This is a genomic window from Microbacterium sp. TWP3-1-2b2, from assembly GCF_049896145.1.
In the GTDB taxonomy this organism is placed as follows: domain Bacteria; phylum Actinomycetota; class Actinomycetes; order Actinomycetales; family Microbacteriaceae; genus Microbacterium.
In genome coordinates, this window is record NZ_JAFCTS010000001.1 from 1,374,590 (window position 1) to 1,392,604 (window position 18,015).

Annotated in this window: 10 protein-coding genes; 4 read left to right on the top strand and 6 right to left on the bottom strand. The window is 67.8% G+C overall.

Annotated elements, in window-relative coordinates; translation table 11 throughout:
* Positions 1–138: 138 nt before the first annotated feature.
* Positions 139–3,042, bottom strand: coding sequence for a UPF0182 family protein (locus tag ACP7AR_RS06865; RefSeq protein ID WP_426184054.1), 2,904 nt, complete (start codon positions 3,040–3,042; stop codon positions 139–141).
* 80 nt (positions 3,043–3,122) lie between these two features.
* Positions 3,123–4,217: a YlbL family protein gene (locus ACP7AR_RS06870; RefSeq protein WP_426184056.1), complete on the bottom strand. Its 1,095-nt coding sequence runs from the start codon at positions 4,215–4,217 to the stop codon at positions 3,123–3,125.
* 117 nt (positions 4,218–4,334) lie between these two features.
* Here ACP7AR_RS06870 and ACP7AR_RS06875 point away from each other — a divergent pair, with 117 nt between their 5' ends.
* A complete protein-coding gene (locus ACP7AR_RS06875; RefSeq protein WP_426184058.1) occupies positions 4,335–5,819 on the top strand; it encodes a zinc-dependent metalloprotease in 1,485 nt (494 codons plus the stop codon).
* 858 nt (positions 5,820–6,677) lie between these two features.
* Here ACP7AR_RS06875 and ACP7AR_RS06880 read toward each other — a convergent pair.
* Together ACP7AR_RS06880 and nudC are read right to left on the bottom strand one after the other, a co-directional pair.
* Positions 6,678–8,399: an ATP-dependent helicase gene (locus ACP7AR_RS06880; RefSeq protein WP_426184060.1), complete on the bottom strand. Its 1,722-nt coding sequence runs from the start codon at positions 8,397–8,399 to the stop codon at positions 6,678–6,680.
* Positions 8,396–9,277, bottom strand: coding sequence for an NAD(+) diphosphatase (gene nudC / locus ACP7AR_RS06885; protein ID WP_426184062.1), 882 nt, complete (start codon positions 9,275–9,277; stop codon positions 8,396–8,398). The genes ACP7AR_RS06880 and nudC overlap by 4 nt, the downstream gene beginning before the upstream one ends.
* Before the next feature lie 64 nt (positions 9,278–9,341).
* Between nudC and ACP7AR_RS06890 the strand changes: the two genes are divergently transcribed.
* Positions 9,342–10,658 (top strand): hypothetical protein, encoded by a 1,317-nt coding sequence (locus tag ACP7AR_RS06890; protein WP_426184064.1) that lies wholly within the window; start codon positions 9,342–9,344, stop codon positions 10,656–10,658.
* On the opposite strand, the gene ACP7AR_RS06895 is transcribed toward ACP7AR_RS06890, so the two are convergent.
* Positions 10,604–14,065 carry a UvrD-helicase domain-containing protein gene (locus tag ACP7AR_RS06895; protein ID WP_426184066.1) on the bottom strand — a complete coding sequence of 1,154 codons (3,462 nt, stop codon included), beginning with the start codon at positions 14,063–14,065 and terminating at the stop codon, positions 10,604–10,606. The two genes, ACP7AR_RS06890 and ACP7AR_RS06895, sit on opposite strands and share 55 nt — an antisense overlap.
* Positions 14,062–17,334: an ATP-dependent helicase gene (locus tag ACP7AR_RS06900; RefSeq protein ID WP_426184068.1), complete on the bottom strand. Its 3,273-nt coding sequence runs from the start codon at positions 17,332–17,334 to the stop codon at positions 14,062–14,064. The genes ACP7AR_RS06895 and ACP7AR_RS06900 overlap by 4 nt, the downstream gene beginning before the upstream one ends.
* A gap of 161 nt (positions 17,335–17,495) precedes the next feature.
* Between ACP7AR_RS06900 and ACP7AR_RS06905 the strand changes: the two genes are divergently transcribed.
* Together ACP7AR_RS06905 and ACP7AR_RS06910 are read left to right on the top strand one after the other, a co-directional pair.
* Positions 17,496–17,720, top strand: coding sequence for a DUF3107 domain-containing protein (locus ACP7AR_RS06905; RefSeq protein ID WP_426184070.1), 225 nt, complete (start codon positions 17,496–17,498; stop codon positions 17,718–17,720).
* A 6-nt stretch (positions 17,721–17,726) separates the two neighbouring features.
* A complete protein-coding gene (locus ACP7AR_RS06910; protein ID WP_426184072.1) occupies positions 17,727–18,014 on the top strand; it encodes a hypothetical protein in 288 nt (95 codons plus the stop codon).
* The last annotated feature ends 1 nt before the right edge of the window (position 18,015 follow it).

The window sequence follows — 18,015 nt, forward strand, 5'->3', positions numbered from 1 at the left end:
CAAGAATCGAGGACGTTCGGGAGAGGTGGACACCGCATCGCGGGTCTGGGATGATGCACCCCATGCCCCGCCGGGCATCGCGCCCGGGGGCACGAAAACGGGCGCCCCTCGCGGGACGCCCGTTTCGTTGTGTCAGGCTTACTCGGCCGTCTCCAGGGCCAGAAGCTCTGTGATCGCGGTCGTGAGTCGCTTGTCGGCCTCTGCGAACGCCGTGAGGTCGCCGTCCTTGAGCGCTGCCTCGCGGTCGCTCAGCGCCTGCTGCGCGTCAGCAAGGGCCGCAGCGCGGGCATCCTCATCGCTCGGCGGCTCTGTCGTGCCCTCATCGGGCGGAGTCGTGCCGTCACCTGGGTCGACCGGCTCCACCTCTTCGTCTCCACCGCTCGCGCCGGAGTCGCCGCCGAAGATCACGTCGAGCGCCGCTGTGAGCGTGTCCTCGAATGCGACGCTGTCACCGAAGGTGACGAGCACCTTCTGCAGCAACGGCAGCTGCGTGCCTTCAGACGACTGCACGTACACCGGCTGCACGTACAGCAGACCACCGCCGACGGGCAGCGTCAGCAGGTTGCCGTATTTCACCTGCGACTCGCCCTGCTGCAGCAGGTTCAGCTGCTGCACGACTGCCGGGTCGGAGTTGAACGTGTTCTGCACCTGGCCCGGGCCGGGCACAGTGGTGTCGGCGTCGATCTCCAGCAGATTTAGCTGGCCGTATCCTTCCGCCTTCTCACCCGCAGTGGATCCGGCGTCCGAATCGACAGCCAGGTACCCCATCAGCACGTTACGGCTGGTCGTCCCCTGCGCGGACGAGGGGATGAACGTCGAGAACATCGAGAACCGCGGTGAATCCTGGCCGGGCATCTGCATCGACAGGTAGTACGGCGGCTGCAGCTGGTTGTCGTTTCGCGGGTCGTTCGGCGTCTGCCAGCGGTTGTCCTGCTGAGCGAAGGAACCCGCAGTGTCGACGTGGTACACGCCCAGGACCTCGCGCTGCACCTTGAAGAGGTCCGTCGGGTAGCGCACGTGACTCATCAGATCGGCTGACATCTCGCTGATCGGCTCGACCGTGGACGGGTAGACGTTCTGCCACGCCTTGAGGATCGGATCCTCGTCGTCCCACGCGTAGAGGGTCACCGAGCCGTCGTAGGCGTCGACGGTGGCCTTCACCGAGTTGCGGATGTAGTTGATGTCGTCGATGGCGAAGTTCGGCGCGGCCGTGTTCGAATCGGCGATCGCGTCGGAAAGACTCACGCTCGTCGAGTACGGGTACGTCGAACTGGTCGTGTAGCCGTCGACGATCCAGACGACTCGACCATCGACGACGCTCGGGTAGGCGTCGCTGTCGAGCTCGAGATACGGGGCCGCCTTCTGCACGCGGTCGACCGGGTTGCGATCGTAGAGGATCTGGGAGTCGGCGTTCACCAGGTCGGAGAACAGGATCTCCGCCTCCTGGAACTTGAGCGCGTACAGCAGCTTGTTGAAGGTGTTGCCGATCGCCGGCCCACCTTCACCGGTGAACGTGGTCTTCGTCTCGTTGGCGCCGTCCTCACCACGCGGGTAGTCGATCTCCACCGGGTCGGTGCCCTCGGGCGCTCCGACGATCGAGTACAGCGGCGAGTCCTCGCCGAAGTAGACGCGCGGCTCGAACTGCTCGCTCTCGGTCAGGAAGCCTGACGTCGGGATGCCGCGCTCGAGGAACACTGGCTCGCCTTCGCTGGTGCGCTGGTTGCCTGCGGCCACCACCAGACCGTAGCCGTGGGTGTAGACGGCCGTGCGGTTGTTCCAGTTGTTGCTGTCGCCGAGTCGGTTCACATCGAGCTCGCGAACGGCGACGACCGTGTCCTGCGTCTCGCCGTCGATCTCGTATCGGTCGACGTCGAGCGTCTCCTTGAACTGGTAGTAGCCACGGAACTGCTCGAGCTGCTGCACTGTCGGGCTGATGATGCTCGGGTCGAGGATGCGGATCGACGCAGTGGTCTCGGCATCTTCACGGAGCTGCCCGGCCTCGGCATCGGTGACGGCCTTGAACGGCGTGACCTCGAGGTTGGCGATGTCATACGCCTGCTTGGTGCCGTCGATGTTGCGCTGGTAGTACTCGGCTTGGAAGCTGTTCTGGTTGGGTCGCACCTGGAAGGTGGTCACGACCCACGGGTATCCGATCCCCACGACGAGAGAGGCCACGATCAGCAGTCCGGTCGCGACGAGCGGGAAGCGCCAGCGACCGATGACGGCCGTGACGAAGAAGAGGATCGCGACGAGAGCGGCGAGGATCGCGAGGATCGCCATGCCGGGAATCGTCGCATTGACGCCGGTGTAGGCGGCACCGGTGATGCGGTCTTCCTCGGTGACGAGGGTCCGGTACCGATCGAGCCAGAGACTCGCGGCCTGCACCAGAAGGTAGAGACCGGCGAGCACGGCGAGCTGGATGCGGGCGGCCTTCGAGATGCGCAGTTCGCCCTGGCCGATGCGCACCGAGCCGTACAGGTACGACACGAGCGCGGTGACGATCAGGCACAGCAGGATGACAGCCGAGACGAACGCGAGAAGGATCGAGTAGAACGGCATCGCGAAGAGGTAGAAGCCGGTGTCCATGCCGAATTCGGGGTCGATCTGACCCGTGGCGCCACCGTTGAACCAGAGCCAGACGGTCTCCCAGTTTCCGGCGGCGGCGAAGCCCGCGAACAGGCCGAAGAAGATCGGCATGCCCCACATCGCCAGTCGGCGCAGCGGCTCGATGACCTCCTGGTAGCGGTCCAACTGCGAACTCAGCCGCACGTAGACCGGGCGAAGCCGGTACGCCAACTGGATCACGATGAACAGTGGCACCGCCATTCCAAGGAAGCCCACGACGAACATCACCGCGGTGGCGAGCCACTGTGTGGTGAGGACGTTCGCGAACTGCAACTGGTCGAACCAGAGGAAGTCCGTGTAGAGCGCGGCGAAGACGAAGAACGCAGCGATGATCGCTGCGATGATCACCAGCGATATCGTGATGATTCGTCGTGAGGTGCGGGGCGTGGCCGGATTCGGCGCCGAGGTCGTGGTCACCCCTCCATCCTATGCACGTCGAGTGTGCGCAGGCTGTGCCTGGTGTGACGGTGAGGTCACGGTCCGCTCTCAGCGCAATGTCATTCCGCGGCGGCCGTGCACGTCGGCAATGCCTCGACGTCGCCGTCGTTCGCGATCACCTCGAGCGCATCGATGGACTCTTCGAGCGTCGCCGTGCTGATCACCTGCAGCCCATCCGGGACGTGCCCCACCACTTCATCGCAATTGGACTCAGGAGCGAGGAAGTAGTCAGCGCCCGCGTCCACCGCTCCGTACAGCTTCTGCCGGATGCCGCCGATCGGACCGACCGTGCCTGCGGCGTCGATCGTGCCGGTGCCGGCGATGTCGTTGCCGCCGGTCATCGCCCCCGGCGTGAGTTCGTCGACGATGCCGAGCGCGAACATCATCCCGGCACTCGGGCCGCCCACGTTGTCGAGTTGGATCGTCACATCGATCGGGAAGTCGTACTCGGTGGTCAGGGTGATGCCGATGAGCCACGTGTCCACGCCGTCAGTGGTGTCGAGCTCCGGAGTGATCTCGACTCCCATCTGCTGGTCGCCGTCACGAATCACGGTGAGTTCGACGGGCGTTCCCTCGCCTTCCTGGATCGCCTCGCGCAGCTCCGCGGCGCTGGTGACCTTCACGCCGTCGATCTCGGTGATGACGTCGTTCTCTTCGAGCACTCCTGCGGCAGGTGAACCTTCGACGGCGTCGACGACCTTGACCTCGGCGCCGGTGTCGTAGCCCAGTTCGTTGAGCGCCGCGGCCGTCGCCTCGTGCTGCGAATCGACCATCAGCGCCGCGTTGCGCTCGTCTCGATCCTCACTCGTCACGCCCTCGGGGAACACGGCGTCGATCGGCACCACCGCGCGAGACGAGTTCATCCAGGCGAGCGCCAGTTCGAACCAGGACGGCGTGCGCTCGCGGTTTCCGACGACCTGCACCGTCAGCAGGTTGAGGCTTCCCGTGGTCTCGAAGGTCTCGGCGCCCTCGATCGCGATGAGCGGTACATCCTCACCGTCCTCACCCGCTGCGGTGCCGAGCGTGTCGTAGACGGGACCGGGGCGCTGGATCACATACGGCGTAGGCAGGAAGGTGAGCACGACGAGAGCCACGAGCGCGATGATGAGCGCCCAGACGCCCAGGCCGACCCTGGGTGTGCGCGTGTGTGCCAAGTGGATCCTCCGTCGTTCGCGACCGGCGTACAGCGATCTGCCCGCGTCGGGGTCGCGTGCAGAATCCTGCAACTAGCGTAGATGTCACGGCTAGCGACGTGCTGAGAGGCGACCGACATGGCAGACAACGATCCGAACCCCGAGGACTTCCAAGAGTTCCTGCGGAAGATGATGTCCGGAGCGGGCGGAGGCGATTTCGATCTGAGTGCTCTGCAGAACGCGCTCGGCGGTGCGGAGGGCTTCGAAATCGATCCGGCGATGATGGCCGGGCTCATGCGACAGCTGCAGGGCGCATTCGGTGGTGACCCCTGGGAGAACACTCTTCGTCAGGCTCTGCACATCGCGAACCGCGAGGGCCAGAGCATCACCGACGGCTCGCGACACTCTCTCGTCGACGCCTTCGCGCTTGCGAACCTCTGGCTGGGCGAGGCGACGACGATCTCGGAGCTCGCCGAGAATCCTCAGGCGATGACACGCGGTGAGTGGGTCGAGAAGACCCTGCCGGTGTGGAAGGAGATCGCCGGCCCCGTGTCCACGAGCATCGCGGATGCACTCACCAGTGCACTCGACACTCAGGTGCCCGACGACATGCGCGAGGCCATCCAAGGTGCCGGTCAGCTCATGCGCGGACTCGGCTCGTCCGTGTTCGCGGCGCAGTTCGGGCAGGTGCTCGGAAATCTCTCGCTCGAGGTCGTCTCCGGCGGGGACGTCGGCATCCCGGTGCTCCCGGCTGGTACAGCCGCTCTGATCCCCCAGAACATCACCGCCTTCGGCGAGGGACTCGAGATTCCCGACGACCAGATCACGCTGTACCTCGCCACCCGCGAGTTGGCGTACGCACGCCTCTACCGCCATGCGAAATGGCTGCACCTGCACGTGATGTCGCAGATCACCGACTTCGCGCGCGGCGTGACCGTGGACGTCGAGGCGCTCGAAGACGTCGCAAGCCGTCTCGACCCGTCGAACCCGGAAGAGCTGCGAGCGGCTATCGAGGGCGGAGCGCTGCTTCCCGCGCAGACCGAGGCGCAGCGAGAGGCACTCTCCCGCCTGGAGAACATCATCGCCATGATCGACGGTTGGGTGGATGTCGTCACAGCCGAAGCCACCTCGCGACTGCCCGACAGCGTGCGACTGGCTGAGGCCGCCCGACGTCGCCGCGCAGTCGGCGGCCCGGCGGAAGACGCACTCGGTGCACTCGTCGGTCTCAAGCTTCGACCGCGTCGGATGCGGGAGGCGTCGGCGATGTGGCAGAAGGTGACGGATGCTGTCGGCATCGCCGCTCGCGATTCGCTGTGGGACTACCCCGACCTGCAGCCGACGGCCGACGACATCGACGACCCGACCGCACTGATCGAGCGCCTGCAGGCCCGCGCCCGAGGGGAAGCCCCAGTGGCGGACGAGTTCGACGAGGCCTTGACCCGTCTGCTGGCGGGCGACGACTTCTCCGAAGAGAAGCCGGACGACGCTGAATCGAGCGACGCCGAATCGAGCGACGAATCGCCGGGCGACGCTGGATCGAACGACGCTGAATCAAGCGAGGCTGAATCGAGCGACGAAGAGCCGGGAGACGGGAAGAACCAGGGCGGCGAGACTCCGGTCTGAGCCGCGCCAGGCACTTCTGGCGGCCCTGAGCGATTCTGGGCCGCTGAAGCCGTGCCGACTCGCACTGCACATCGAGTGCAGACACGGACTTTTCCACTGATACCGGTTGTGCTGTCCCACGCTGTGAGCGACGTGGGCAGAATCGGGGCATGTCACCGATCACGCCGCCGACGCTGACGCGTCTCGACCCTGCCTATCCGCTGCTGTGGCGTGACGTCGACACCGTGCAGTTCGGATTGGAGGGAATCGTACGGGTCGAGGTATCAGCGCCCTGGGTGGACAAGCTGCTGCAGTCGCTGCGTGACGGATTCCGACCGAGTGCCTTCGACGTGATCGCGCACAGCGCCGGTGCTCCGCGTGAGGCAGCTCGCGAATTGCTCTCAGCGCTGAAGCCCGTGCTGCGTGTGGACGAGCCGCCACTGCCGCCGGTGTGGATCGAGAGCCTCAACATGAGCGATTCCCGGATAGCGGCCCGAACCGAGATCGCTCTCGTCGACGAAGGCTTCAGCGTGACTGAGCGCGGCGCCACAGGTTCGGTGGCGGTCGTGCTCGTCGAGGGCGTCGCATCCGCTCGCCAGTTCGCTGACCATCTGCGAGACGATGTCGCGCACCTGCCGATCGCCTTCGAAGTGGGCGGCACGAGCGTCGGTCCGCTCGTCGTCCCGGGCAGAACGCCGTGTCTGTCCTGCCGCGACGGTCACGAGCGCGATCGCGACCCGGCGTGGCCGATGCTGCATGCGCAGCTGGTCGGCGCGGTGTCCGGACGGATCACCGCCGCGCGCACGGCGGAGGCGGCGGCCCTCGCCGCGCGTGTGCTCGCCGAACCGGGGCGCTCGAGCGCTGTGAAGTCGGTGCGGATCAGCCCCGACGGCCGCCGCGTGTGGGGTTCGGTGCGCTTTCACGCAGAATGCCGGTGCCGCGAGCAGTCGTTCCGATCTCCTGAAGGAATCGTGAAGGCTGCCGCTCTCCGCGCCCCGCGGCATGAGACCACGACAGCGCAAGAGTTCGAGCGGCGCGCGTGATGCCCACGTAGGCGAGACGCCGTTCTTCGTCGATCGCATCGAAGCCGGTCGCGTATGAGATCGGGAGCGCACCTTCCGTCCACCCCGCGAGATGCACGTGCGGCCATTCGAGGCCCTTGGCCGCATGCAAGGTCGACAGTGTCACCGTCTCGATCGTCGGCTCATGCTGGTCTTTCGCCCTCGCCATCAGCGTCTCGCTGAACGAGCGGAGCGTGGTCTCGCTCGGCGCCTCCTCCGCGAGGCGCAGGATGGCGCGCCGCGCCTCCCAACCGTCGCGCTGGGCACCGCCCGCGTGGGGCGGATCGTCGCTGAGGCCGAGCTCGCGCAGCACCTTCTGCACGTTCGAGAGGAAGCCCCGTTCGGTCGGTGCGACGGATGCGCCTCGCAGCGCGAGCACGGCCTGGCGAACTTCCGGCATATCGAAGAATCTCTTGCCGCCGAGCACGCGTGACGCGATGCCGGCCTCGCCGAGAGCCTGCTGGATCACGCCCGACTGCGAGTGGGCCCGGTACAGCACCGCGATCTCGGACGGCGAGGCTCCGGCAGCGATCCGAGCCGCGATCGACGCGGCGATGCCTGCCGCCTCCTCCGTCTCAGTGCTGTACGCGGTGACGGTCGGTGTCTCTGCGGTGAGCGACTCGCGCGCGGCGACGAGTTCGAGCGCTCCCGCCCGTCCGTTCATGAGGGCGTTCGCGGCGGCGAGGATCGGCGGCTGAGAGCGGTAGTTGGTCTCCAGACGCACGACAGTGGCGTCTGGATAACGGCGACCGAACTCGAGGAGGTACTTCTGGTCGGCGCCGGCGAACGAGTAGATCGTCTGGCTGGCATCGCCGACCACGCAGATGTCGCGCCGGTCGCCGAGCCACAGTTCCAGCAGACGGTTCTGCAGCGGGGAGACGTCCTGGTACTCGTCCACGGTGAAGTGCCGGTACTGCTCGTGTACAGATGCTGCGACGCGCGGCTCCGCCTCCAGCATCCCCGCGCACGCGAGCAGCACGTCTTCGAAGTCGAGCTGTCGACGTTCGTCCTTGAGAACCTCGTAGCCCTGTTGCAGTGCCGCGAGCTGCTCCGTGTTGATCCGCCCCACCGAACGTCCCAGAGCGGCGTGCTGCTCTATCGAGAGCATGGATACCTTGCGCCATTCGATCTCGCTGGCGACGTCGCGAAGCGTCGCGGTATCGGGGCGCAGCCGCAACTGCTCGGCAGCCTGGCCGAGCACCCGCACCTTGTTGTCGATGATGCTCGGCGCCGGAGAGCCGGCCAGGGTCGGCCAGAAGAAGTTCAGTTGTGCGAGCGCGGCGGCGTGGAAGGTGCGGGCCGCCACCCCTTCGATACCGAGGGCGCGCAGACGTCCACGAAGCTCACCTGCGGCCTTGGCCGTGAAGGTGACGGCCATGACGCGACTGGGCGAGTACGCGCCGGTGTCGACGCCGTGCGCGATGCGATGCGTGATGACACGGGTCTTCCCGGTGCCCGCACCGGCGAGCACGGCAACGGGGCCCCGCAGCACTGACGCCGCTTCCCGCTGTCGTTCGTCGAGGTGATCGAGCGCGCTCACGCCCGATCCTCGTACCAGCCCTGGATGAGCGCTCTCGCGATGGACGCCGGTCCCGGCAGACCGACAGGGCCGTCACCATCGAGCGCGCTGCCGATCTCCTCACGCGTGAACCAGCGCACGTCGATGATCTCCTCGCCATCGGGGCGCGCGCGGCGTTCGTTCGATGCCGTCGCCCGGAACCCGACCATGAGGGAACGCGGGTACGGCCAGGGCTGCGACCCGACGTAGCGGACCGAGTCCAACCGCACCCCGGCCTCTTCCTCGATCTCACGATGCACCGTGAGCTCGAGCGATTCACCCGCTTCGACGAATCCCGCGAAACAGGAGTACATCCGGCCATGCCAGTTCGCGTTCGCGCCTAGCAGCAGCTTCTCGCCGTCCTCACTCTCGACGGCGACGATAACCGCGGGGTCGGTCCGGGGAAAGATGTCGAGCTCGCAGACGTGGCATCTGCGCGACCAGCCACCCTGGCGCAGCTCGGTCTCAGATCCGCATCTCGCGCAGAAGCGCGCCTCGCTCAACCAGCCCGCGAGGGCGATCGACTCGACGAGGAGCTCGGTGTTCTCGGGGTCGAGCAGCCCACCGGCGTCACGCAGCCCCAGCCAGGTCTCCGCCGGTGCCGCATCGATCGAGTCCGTCGATACGGCCTCCACTGCGAGAAGCAGGGGGCCGGTGTCACTGTGCCTTCCGAGCAGAGCCCATTGCGCATCTGCCACTTCGTCCGCGGCCACGGTGACCAGCGCGCCGTCGGCGATGCGGACGCGGCCCTCACGCGCCACGATCACGCGGACATCACCGGATGCGCGCAGCGCCTCGAGGATCCCCGGCTCATCGCGCAGATGTGCGGCGCGGTCGAACAAGGCACGGCGGACAGTCATCGACTCCCTCTCTCGCAGGCGTGGCGTAGGCGCAACCGCACCCGAGCGGACCTAACCTGGGGGCATGGCACGGTCTCCCTTTACTCTAGCGGCGGCGGTCACAGCCGCACTGTCCGGGGCGGAGGTCGTCGGCGCACGAACTCTGACGGCCGACGGCGACGGTCGGTTCGATTCCGCGGTCGTCACTCTCGCCGACGGCCGCGAACTCGTCATCCGTGTCGGCGACGACGACGACACCGCTCGTGAGCTCGCTGCGGAATCGCTCGCTCTGCGGGCATTGACCGCCGGGGCACGCGCCATGCTGCCCTTCCGAGCGCCCGAGTACATCGGCGAGACGCGTCTCTCCGATGGCCGTGCGCTCGTGACGGAACTGCTCCCGGGATTCCAGATCGAGGCCGGACACGTTCCTGCGGGCCGCGGAGCGGCCGAGTCGATGGGGACGTCGATCGCGGCGGTGCACGCACTGCCGGCATCCGTCGTACGCAGCGCCGGGCTCGCCGCACGAAGCGCAGAGGAAGCACGGGAGGAGATCCGTCAGCTCGTCGATCGCGCGGCCGCGACCGGCCGCGTTCCCGCGCGACTCACCGTGCGCTGGCGTGAGGCAGTCGACGACGACGAGTTGTGGCGCTTCGAGTCGGCGGTGACGCTCGGCGGTGTGCAGTCCACGTCGTTCCTGTTCGACGACGACGACGAGCTCGGTCCGCAGGTCGTCGGCGTCGTGCACTGGCACGGCCTTTCGCTCGGGGATCCCGCAGTGGATCTTGCCTGGCTCTCCTCCGCCACGGATGCCGCAGGCGACGTGCACGCGGCATACGCGCAGGCGTCCGATCGCACACCCGATGGCGCCCTGGCTCTGCGAGCGCGACTGCTGGCCGAGCTGGAGTTCGCCCGTTGGCTCGTGCATGGAGACGCGATGCATCGCACAGACATCATGGATGACGCGGCCGGGCTGCTCGAGGCTCTGGCCGAGGGCCTTCGCCACGACGATCTCTCCGTCATCGCTCAGCACGGCGACGGTGTCGACTCCGCCCTGGATGCACTCGGGCGAGTGCCGGAGACGGCGGCGACGAGAGTCAACACCGCGATGGAGACGGACGCATACAACCCGCATGATCTGCTGCCGGGCGAGGACGACCCCGAGTCGGATGGACGCGACGATTCCGCCGCCGGAGCGCGCGACGACGCGGAGTTCGTGGGCGATCCGACCGCCGATCTCAGCGAGATAGAGAAGTCGGACCTGCTGCCCCGGGACGCCCCTGCCCCGACCTCTGAGCCGGTCAACGCATCAGACCACGATTCCGACGGAGCCGATCCCGCGGACGAGGCTCAGCGTGCGGCGCGCGCTGCGCTCCAGCGCTGGACGAGTTCCTCCTCCGAGTAAACCCGGTCACCGCGGATGACGAGATCATCCGCGACATAGTAGAGCGCGACGTCGATATCGTCGAGTGGCACACCGAATCGACGGTGGTAGGCGAGGCGATACAGCGCGAGCTGCAGCATCCGCTCTTCGCGCTCTGCGGCGTTGCGCGGTGCTTTGCCGGTCTTCCAGTCGACGATCTCGATTCGTCCGCCGCGATCCTCTCGGCGGTACACGGCGTCCAACTTGCAGATGACGATATGCCCTTCGCCTGAGTCGCCGGCGGCAGCGTCTGCTTCCGTGACGGCTCCGAGCGCGAAGTCGATCTCGATCTCGACCGCGACGGGCCGTAGGGTGGCCCACTCACTCTGCTCGAAGATCTCGCGCAGGCGCTCGAGGTCGGCCTCGTCGGCGGCAGAGACGCTCCACGGATCGGGCTGTTCTTCGTCCGAGTCCCACAGTGCGTTCTCCGGGCCCCCACCGGTCCCGACGAGACCGGAACGGTGCTCGACCCAGGCGTGGAACAGCGTTCCGAGGCGGGTCTGCCGGTACGGTCGCTCCGGCATCGGCCTGCCGAGCGCTCGCACTGTGCCGTCGAAGTCGGTCACATAGTCCTTGAACCTCGACGCGGGCACGCGAGTCGGCGGAGCTGCACGGATGCCGCGCTGACGTTCGGCGCGCTCGGCCAGCAGTCGCTCGAGCTGCGGCGTGGGGGCGGGCTCGCCGTCGACAGCGCGAACGAGCCCGGCGGATGATTCGACCACCGTGCGCCGACCGCCCAGCGGGTCGAGCGGCCATACGCTGGTCTTCCCCTCCCCCGCATACGGGTTCTCGTCATCGTCGACTGCCTCGATCGGGTCGAGGCCGAGCACCTCGATCGCCTCACGCAGGTAGGGGCTCGCCTCCCGAGGACTCTTCTGCCCCGCCCAGTGCGCGCCGGTCAGCAGCAGATCGGTGCGCGCACGGGTGACCGCCACATACGCCAGGCGACGCTCCTCCTGCTGCTGGTAGTCGCGGTACGCGTCCTTGAACACCGTGAGCGCCCCGGGTGCGGCCTTGCTCCTGCTGGTCAGCGAGGCCACACCGGCTTTGACTCTCTTCACCGGGTCGGACTCGTCACCCGCGGGCGGTTCCCACTCGAAGTGCGGCAGCGCGGCTCTGTCGCCTCGCAGCTCGAAAGGCAGCACGCCGAATCCGAACCAGCCCGACGTGTCAGTGGGCCGGGAGGGAAGCTCGCCCTCCACGAGACGCACCACTGCGACCGCATCCCACTCGAGCCCCTTGGATCCATGGATCGTGAGCAGTTGGACCACCCCTGGTTCGGGGGGCTCCGGCCTGGGCATCAGCTCATCCGTGCTCTCGGCCTTGTCGAGCCAGGCGAGCAGTGACCCTATCGTGCCGCGATCGTCGGCCGAGAGGAACGCCCGCACTTCGTCGGCGAACGCACGCAGCTGCGTCGCGGCGACGCGCGCAGGCCCGCGAGTCTCATTGGCCGCGAGCTCGATGTCGAGACGGAGCTCGACCTCGATCAGGCGGATGAGCTCGGGAATGGGTTGACCGGATGCCCGCCGCAGTCGCTCGAGCATCTCACCGGCCGCACGTATCCGCATCCGACCCTCAGCGGTGATGCCGTCGATGAGCCGGTAGTCATCACGGAGACCGCGCACGACATCGACAGCATCGATGATCGACACGGCCTCGTCGGCGCCGCGTGAGGAACGGATGCGGGCGCGCAGCTCGTCCGGCAGCGGCAACAGTCCGCTGTCGCGCTTGGACAATTCGGAGGCGAGGTCGTACAGGGCGCCCATGTCGGCGAGACCGACGCCGAACCGTGGCCCCACGAGCAGTCGGATGAGCGCGGAGCCGGCGTTCGGATCGTGGATCACCCGAAGTGCGGAGACGACGTCGACGACCTCCGGCGTGGTCAGCAGACCGCCGAGGCCGAGGATCCGGTGCGGGATGCCCCTCGCTGCGAGAGCCTCTGCGAAGGTCTGCATGTGGCGCTTGGACCGGAACAGGATCGCCCCCGCGTGAGGCGTCGACGCGGCATCGGCCGCCGCCGCATGCGCGCGGCGCCGATCAGCGAACCACTCCGCCACCTCCGCTGCCTCTTCGTGCACCGTGAGCGGATACCGAATGCCGACGGCGCCCTTCCCTGCACCGGGCCGAGGCTCTAGCGGGGGCACCTCGAGGCCTGGGCGTCGAAGCGGCTCGAGCACGCGGTTCGCCACACCGAGGATCGCGCTGTCGTTGCGCCAGCTCGTCATGAGAGAGAAATTCTGCGACGGCGCGTCTGCCGCGAAGGTGCGTGAGAACGCGTACAGGTTGTCGGCGCTCGCACCGCGCCAGCCGTAGATCGACTGGTGGGGGTCGCCGACCGCCATCACGGCCGAGTCTCGGAACACTTCGGCGAGGAACTGCGTCTGGATCACAGAAGTGTCCTGATACTCGTCCAGCAGAACCACGCGGTGCTGCTCGCGCAGGTCGGAGCGAACGTCGGGCGATGCTTCGACGATGTCATAGGCACCGCTCACCTGGTCTGCGAAGTCGAGCACGCCTCGGCGCTGCTTCTCGGCGATGTACGTGCGCACGAGCGATGCGAGGGTCGGTAGGGAGAGCAGGTTGTCGGCGGCCTTGGCGATGTCGGTGTTGCTGCGGTACGGCTCGAAGGCGGCCGCGTACTCGAGGGCGATCCGCTCCGCCCGCGCCAAATCGGCGCGGTGATCGAGTGCGTCACCTGCGAGGCGCTGCACCGCATCCACGACAGTGCCGACGGCGTACTCGATGCCCTCCAGCTCTGGCAGGTCGGCACGCAGCACGACCTCGCGTGCCAGCATCCAGGACGCGGCCTGACTGAGCATCGCGACGTCGGGGTCGCGGCCGATCCGCGCTGCGTGTTCACGCACGATCGAGTCGGCGAACGCGTTGTACGTCGAGACGCGAGGACGGATCATGAGATCTTCTGACGTCCGCGGCGATGTCGGATCCCATCCGGTGCCGAACCGTTGGGCGAGCTCGCCCAGTACGTGCGTGCGCACCAGCACTCGCTGCGCGCCGGTCGATGCTTCCGCGACCCGATTCAGCAGCCCAGAGGCAACGATCTCAGGAACATGCGGCAGCAGCCCGCGCTGGCCGTACTCGTCGATCACTGCGAGCCGCGCGGCGATGCGTTCGGACAGCTCACCCGCTGCCTTGCGGGTGAAGGTCAGCCCGAGGATCTCATCGCGACGCACATGACCGTTCGCGACGAGCCATACGACGCGGCCGGACATGGTCTCGGTCTTCCCGCTGCCTGCGCCGGCGATGACGAGGGCCGGGGTCGGAGGTGCCTCGATGACGCGCTGCTGTGCCACGGTGGGCGGTGGCTGTCCGAGCGCCGCCGCCACATCGAGCGCAGAGAGACGTGGGCCCTGCTCGTTCCACGAGGTCATGCGCTGACCGCCGGCACAGTGTGGATGCGGCACGGATGCACACGCCACTGCACATCGGCGCAGTGCGCCTCGACGTGAGCGGTGAAGCTGTCTCCCGACATCCCCCTGGCCGCATCCGAGAGCCGGTGGAGAAAACGCGTGCGTGCGTCTCCTGCGAGAGTGTGCTGATGCGCGACGCGGTAGTGGCTGCCGGACAGCGTGTTGGCGACCAGCAGAAGTCGCGCACCGGCGAGCGCACCGGCGTCTGCGCCGGCGATCAAGCCCTGTTCCACAGCGATCTGATAAGCGGCCAGCTGCGCGTGCTCCTCGCATTTGGCGTCGGTCGTCGGCTCGTTCTTCCCCGTCTTCAGGTCGACGACGACGACGCGCTCTCCGTTCAGTCCTTCAGCCATGTCGGTCCAGCCGCGCCCACGCGCGGCAGCATGCTCTCCTGCACCGCTGGGGTATGCCTCGACCCGGTCGATGAAGCCATGCACCATGGCACGATGAGGGCCGTTGACATCGTCGCCGACGTGCACGGCGGGTACGACCACCCGGTCATCCTCCGCATCGGACACCTTCTCGGCAGTGGCGACGTCGACGGCGAAGCGGAACTCCACCTCGCTTGCGAGCACCCGTCCGCGATCGCTCGCGACCTCACCGAGGTATGAGTGCAGGCGTTCGATGTAGAGGTCGGCGCGGCGCCGCTCCTTGCGCCCGATCCACTCGGTCTCGAAATCGAGCTCCGGCCAATGCTCCGCCACCACCGCGCGCAGCTTCTCGAGATCCCCATCCGGGACCGTCTCCATCGCCTCATGGATGATCGTGCCCATCCCTGCCGACGGAGGGAGCACCGTGTCACCGCCGAGCGCTGAGATCGCCCAGTTCAGCTCGCATTCCTCGAACGACTCCATCTTCGAGGGCGAGACCCGCGCCGCTCCGTTGGACAGATCGTGCAATGGGGCCGTCGTCGACGGGGCGGCGATGCCGTACCACTCCCCAGGGTCGGCACCGGGGACCCCTTCGCGCGCCAGCACCGCAAGCTGGCCTGCGGCATCCGCGCGGGTGCGGGAGTCGGTGGAGCTCGTGAGTGTGCGACGGTGACGAGCGACGAGGCCGCGCAGGGTGAGTGGATGCTCGGCTGCCGGGTGCGCGGATGCGGGTGGCGGTTCCGGCAGGAATCCGAAGAACGGGCTGGGTCCGGTGGCGTCGTCGTCCACCGCGGTGACGACGATGCGCGAGCGCGCGCGCGAGAGCGCCCTCACGAAGAGGCGCAGCTCGTCGTGGAGGGCGTCGCGACGTCGGTCGAGGATTCCGGGCGCCGTCTCCGGCTCCCCGGTGCGCGCGGCGGCGACGGCATCGCCAAGACGCCACGTCTCCAGGAGGCCTCCGCGAAGCCGCACGTTCGGCCACACTCCGTCTTGCACCCCGGCGATGATGACGGCGTCGAACTGCGTGCCCAGCGCCGTGGCAGGTGTCAGCAGCGTCACGAGTCCTGGTCGTTCAGGAGTGGAGAGCGTGTCTTCCGGCACCTCGCTGTCGAGGATGTCCCGCACGAACACCTGCGGGTGCTCGTTCGGGGTGCGCTCGACGAACCGCTTCGCCGCGTCGAACAGCGCGACGAGTGCGTCCAGGGCTCGTGCGGTCTCTCCGCCGCCGGGCTGCTCGGACACCGAACGCCAGTACTGCTGCAGTCTGGAGCCGTCCAGCGCACGCGCGTCATCCCAGATGCGCCAGAGCAGTTCGTGGATCGTCGCCCCCGCTTCTGCCGCTGCGGCCGTCTCTGCGAGCGTCGTGGCGAAACGTGAGGCGACTCTGGCCTCCGGGGCGTCGACGAACGTGAAGTGCGCGGGAAAGGCCATGGCCTGGCGCAGCAGTTCGGAGGCCGGCGTCGATCCGCCGTCGGCGAGTTCGACATGACGCAGACGCGCGCGCAGGCGACGGAGGCCGACGGCATCCATTCCGCCGAACGGTGAGCGCAGGGCGTCGACGAGCATCTCCGCTTCACGATCCGCGACCGGGGTGAGCGCGAGGCGGACTATTCCGACGATGTCACGCACGACGCCCTCGCTGCCGAGCGGTCGCTGCACGCCGGCAGCACGTGTCGGCACCTCGCGCGCCGCGAGCTCGGTCTCGAGCGACGTGACCTGTCTGGTGTCATGTGCGATCACAGCCATGTCGCCCCACGGGATGCCATGAGAGAGGTGCCAGTCGCGGAGCGTGCCGGCGATCCGGTCGGCCTCCTCGTACGGCGACGGGGCGAGGAAGGCCTGCACGGGCGCATCCGACGTCGCGGACTCCTGGAACTCGGCCGCGGGGCCCGGGGCACGGCGGTGCTCGACGCGACCTGCGACGCCGATCGCCTGTGTGACGGTGCGGGTCAGATCGGTGAGGGCCGGCCGCTGCCGATGCGGGGTCTCCAGCACGAACACCCGCTCGAGCACCCCGGACAGTTCGTGGAACCGTTGAGGGCTCGCGCCCCGGAAGGCGCCGGAAGAGATGTCAGGATCTCCGAAGGCGAGGACGGCGATCCCTCTGGCGCGAAGCGCGCGCACCATGGTCAGACCGCCCCGGGTGATCTCCTGCGCGTCATCGATCAGGACGACACGAAGCGGGGCGAGCGGCCCGAGCACCGCGGCATCCGCATCACGAAGGATCGCGGCCGCCTCGCTCAGCAGATCCGCCGCGTCGCGGTAGGCGGTGCGCATGCCCGCGAGCACTGCACGGTACTCGTCTATGAAGGTGCCGGCTGCGCGCCATACCGGCCGCTGCGATGCCTGCAGTTCGTGCGGCTGCACTCCGAGCTCAGTGCACTCCGCGAGGAATGCGCGCAGCTCGGATCGGAACCCCTTGGATGCGCGCACACCGGCGCTCAGCGATTCGGGCCAGCGCGACGGATGGCCCGATGCCTCGTCTTCTAGGTCGCCGGCGAGCAGATCGGCGATGATGCGGTCCTGATCCGCTCCGGTGAGGAGCGCCGGCGGCTCGCCTGCAGCGTGGACCATCGCGCCTCGGACCAGTTGGAACGCGAACGATCCAAGGGAACGAGCCAGCGGACCGGGTGTCGCCTGACCGATACGCACGCCGATCCGATCGCGCAGCACGGTCGCGGCCTGACGGTTGGGGGTCAGCACCAGCACCTCTTCGGGCACGAGCGCGTGCGCGCCGAGGAGCGCAGCCACCCGGTCGATCAGAGTCTGCGTCTTGCCTGTGCCCGGTGCTCCGATGATGACTCCGGATGCTCCGACGGCCGCCTCCACGACTGCGCGCTGCCCGGCATCATCTGTCATGGCATCCACGCTATCCCCCGGTCCGGACACTGCCGAACGTCGACACCGACAGGCCGTGACGACGCGTGTGCGCCCAGGGCGAAACCGGCCGCCACGGCCGCTCCGGGTATGTCTGGCCGGGGTAGAGTTGGGCGCAGTCCCCGAATCTTCAAGGAGCACGCGTGGAAATCCGCATCGGCATCATCAACACCGGCCGCGAACTGAACTTCGAGACGTCCACCAGCGCGGACGATGTCCGTGCGCAGGTGACCGCCGCCCTCGAACAGAGCGCAACGCAGGTCGGTTTCACCGATGTGAAGGGGAACTCCTACATCGTCCCGACGGCGAACCTCGCCTACATCGAGCTGGGCACGGAAGAGTCTCGTCGCGTCGGTTTCGTCGCCTGACCCGCGATGTACATCCTCCTCGCACTCATCGCCGCGTGTGCGCTGGGCATCGCCGTGCACTATGTGCTGCCGCACCGCGCACTGCGCGGCGTCGCGGTCGTGCCGGCGATCTCGGCGGCGGTAGCTGCCGTCGTGTACACGCTGATGCAGTGGTCGGGCGTCGGTGAGGACAGCGGCTGGCTGTGGCTGGCGAGCATAGGCGGCGGCGTCGTCCTCTCCGCCGTGACCGGGTACGCGATCACCGCATCGCGACACCGCGCCGATGCCGAGGAGAAGGTCGCGCTCGGTATCTGAA

What these genes read in the sequence shown, in the direction of transcription:
- ACP7AR_RS06875 (WP_426184058.1), top strand. Translation starts at nt 4,335, where the DNA reads ATGGCAGACAACGATCCGAACCCCGAGGACTTCCAAGAGTTCCTGCGG.
- nudC (WP_426184062.1), bottom strand. Translation starts at nt 9,277, where the DNA reads ATGACTGTCCGCCGTGCCTTGTTCGACCGCGCCGCACATCTGCGCGAT.
- ACP7AR_RS06890 (WP_426184064.1), top strand. Translation starts at nt 9,342, where the DNA reads ATGGCACGGTCTCCCTTTACTCTAGCGGCGGCGGTCACAGCCGCACTG.
- ACP7AR_RS06895 (WP_426184066.1), bottom strand. Translation starts at nt 14,065, where the DNA reads ATGACCTCGTGGAACGAGCAGGGCCCACGTCTCTCTGCGCTCGATGTG.
- ACP7AR_RS06900 (WP_426184068.1), bottom strand. Translation starts at nt 17,334, where the DNA reads ATGACAGATGATGCCGGGCAGCGCGCAGTCGTGGAGGCGGCCGTCGGA.
- ACP7AR_RS06910 (WP_426184072.1), top strand. Translation starts at nt 17,727, where the DNA reads ATGTACATCCTCCTCGCACTCATCGCCGCGTGTGCGCTGGGCATCGCC.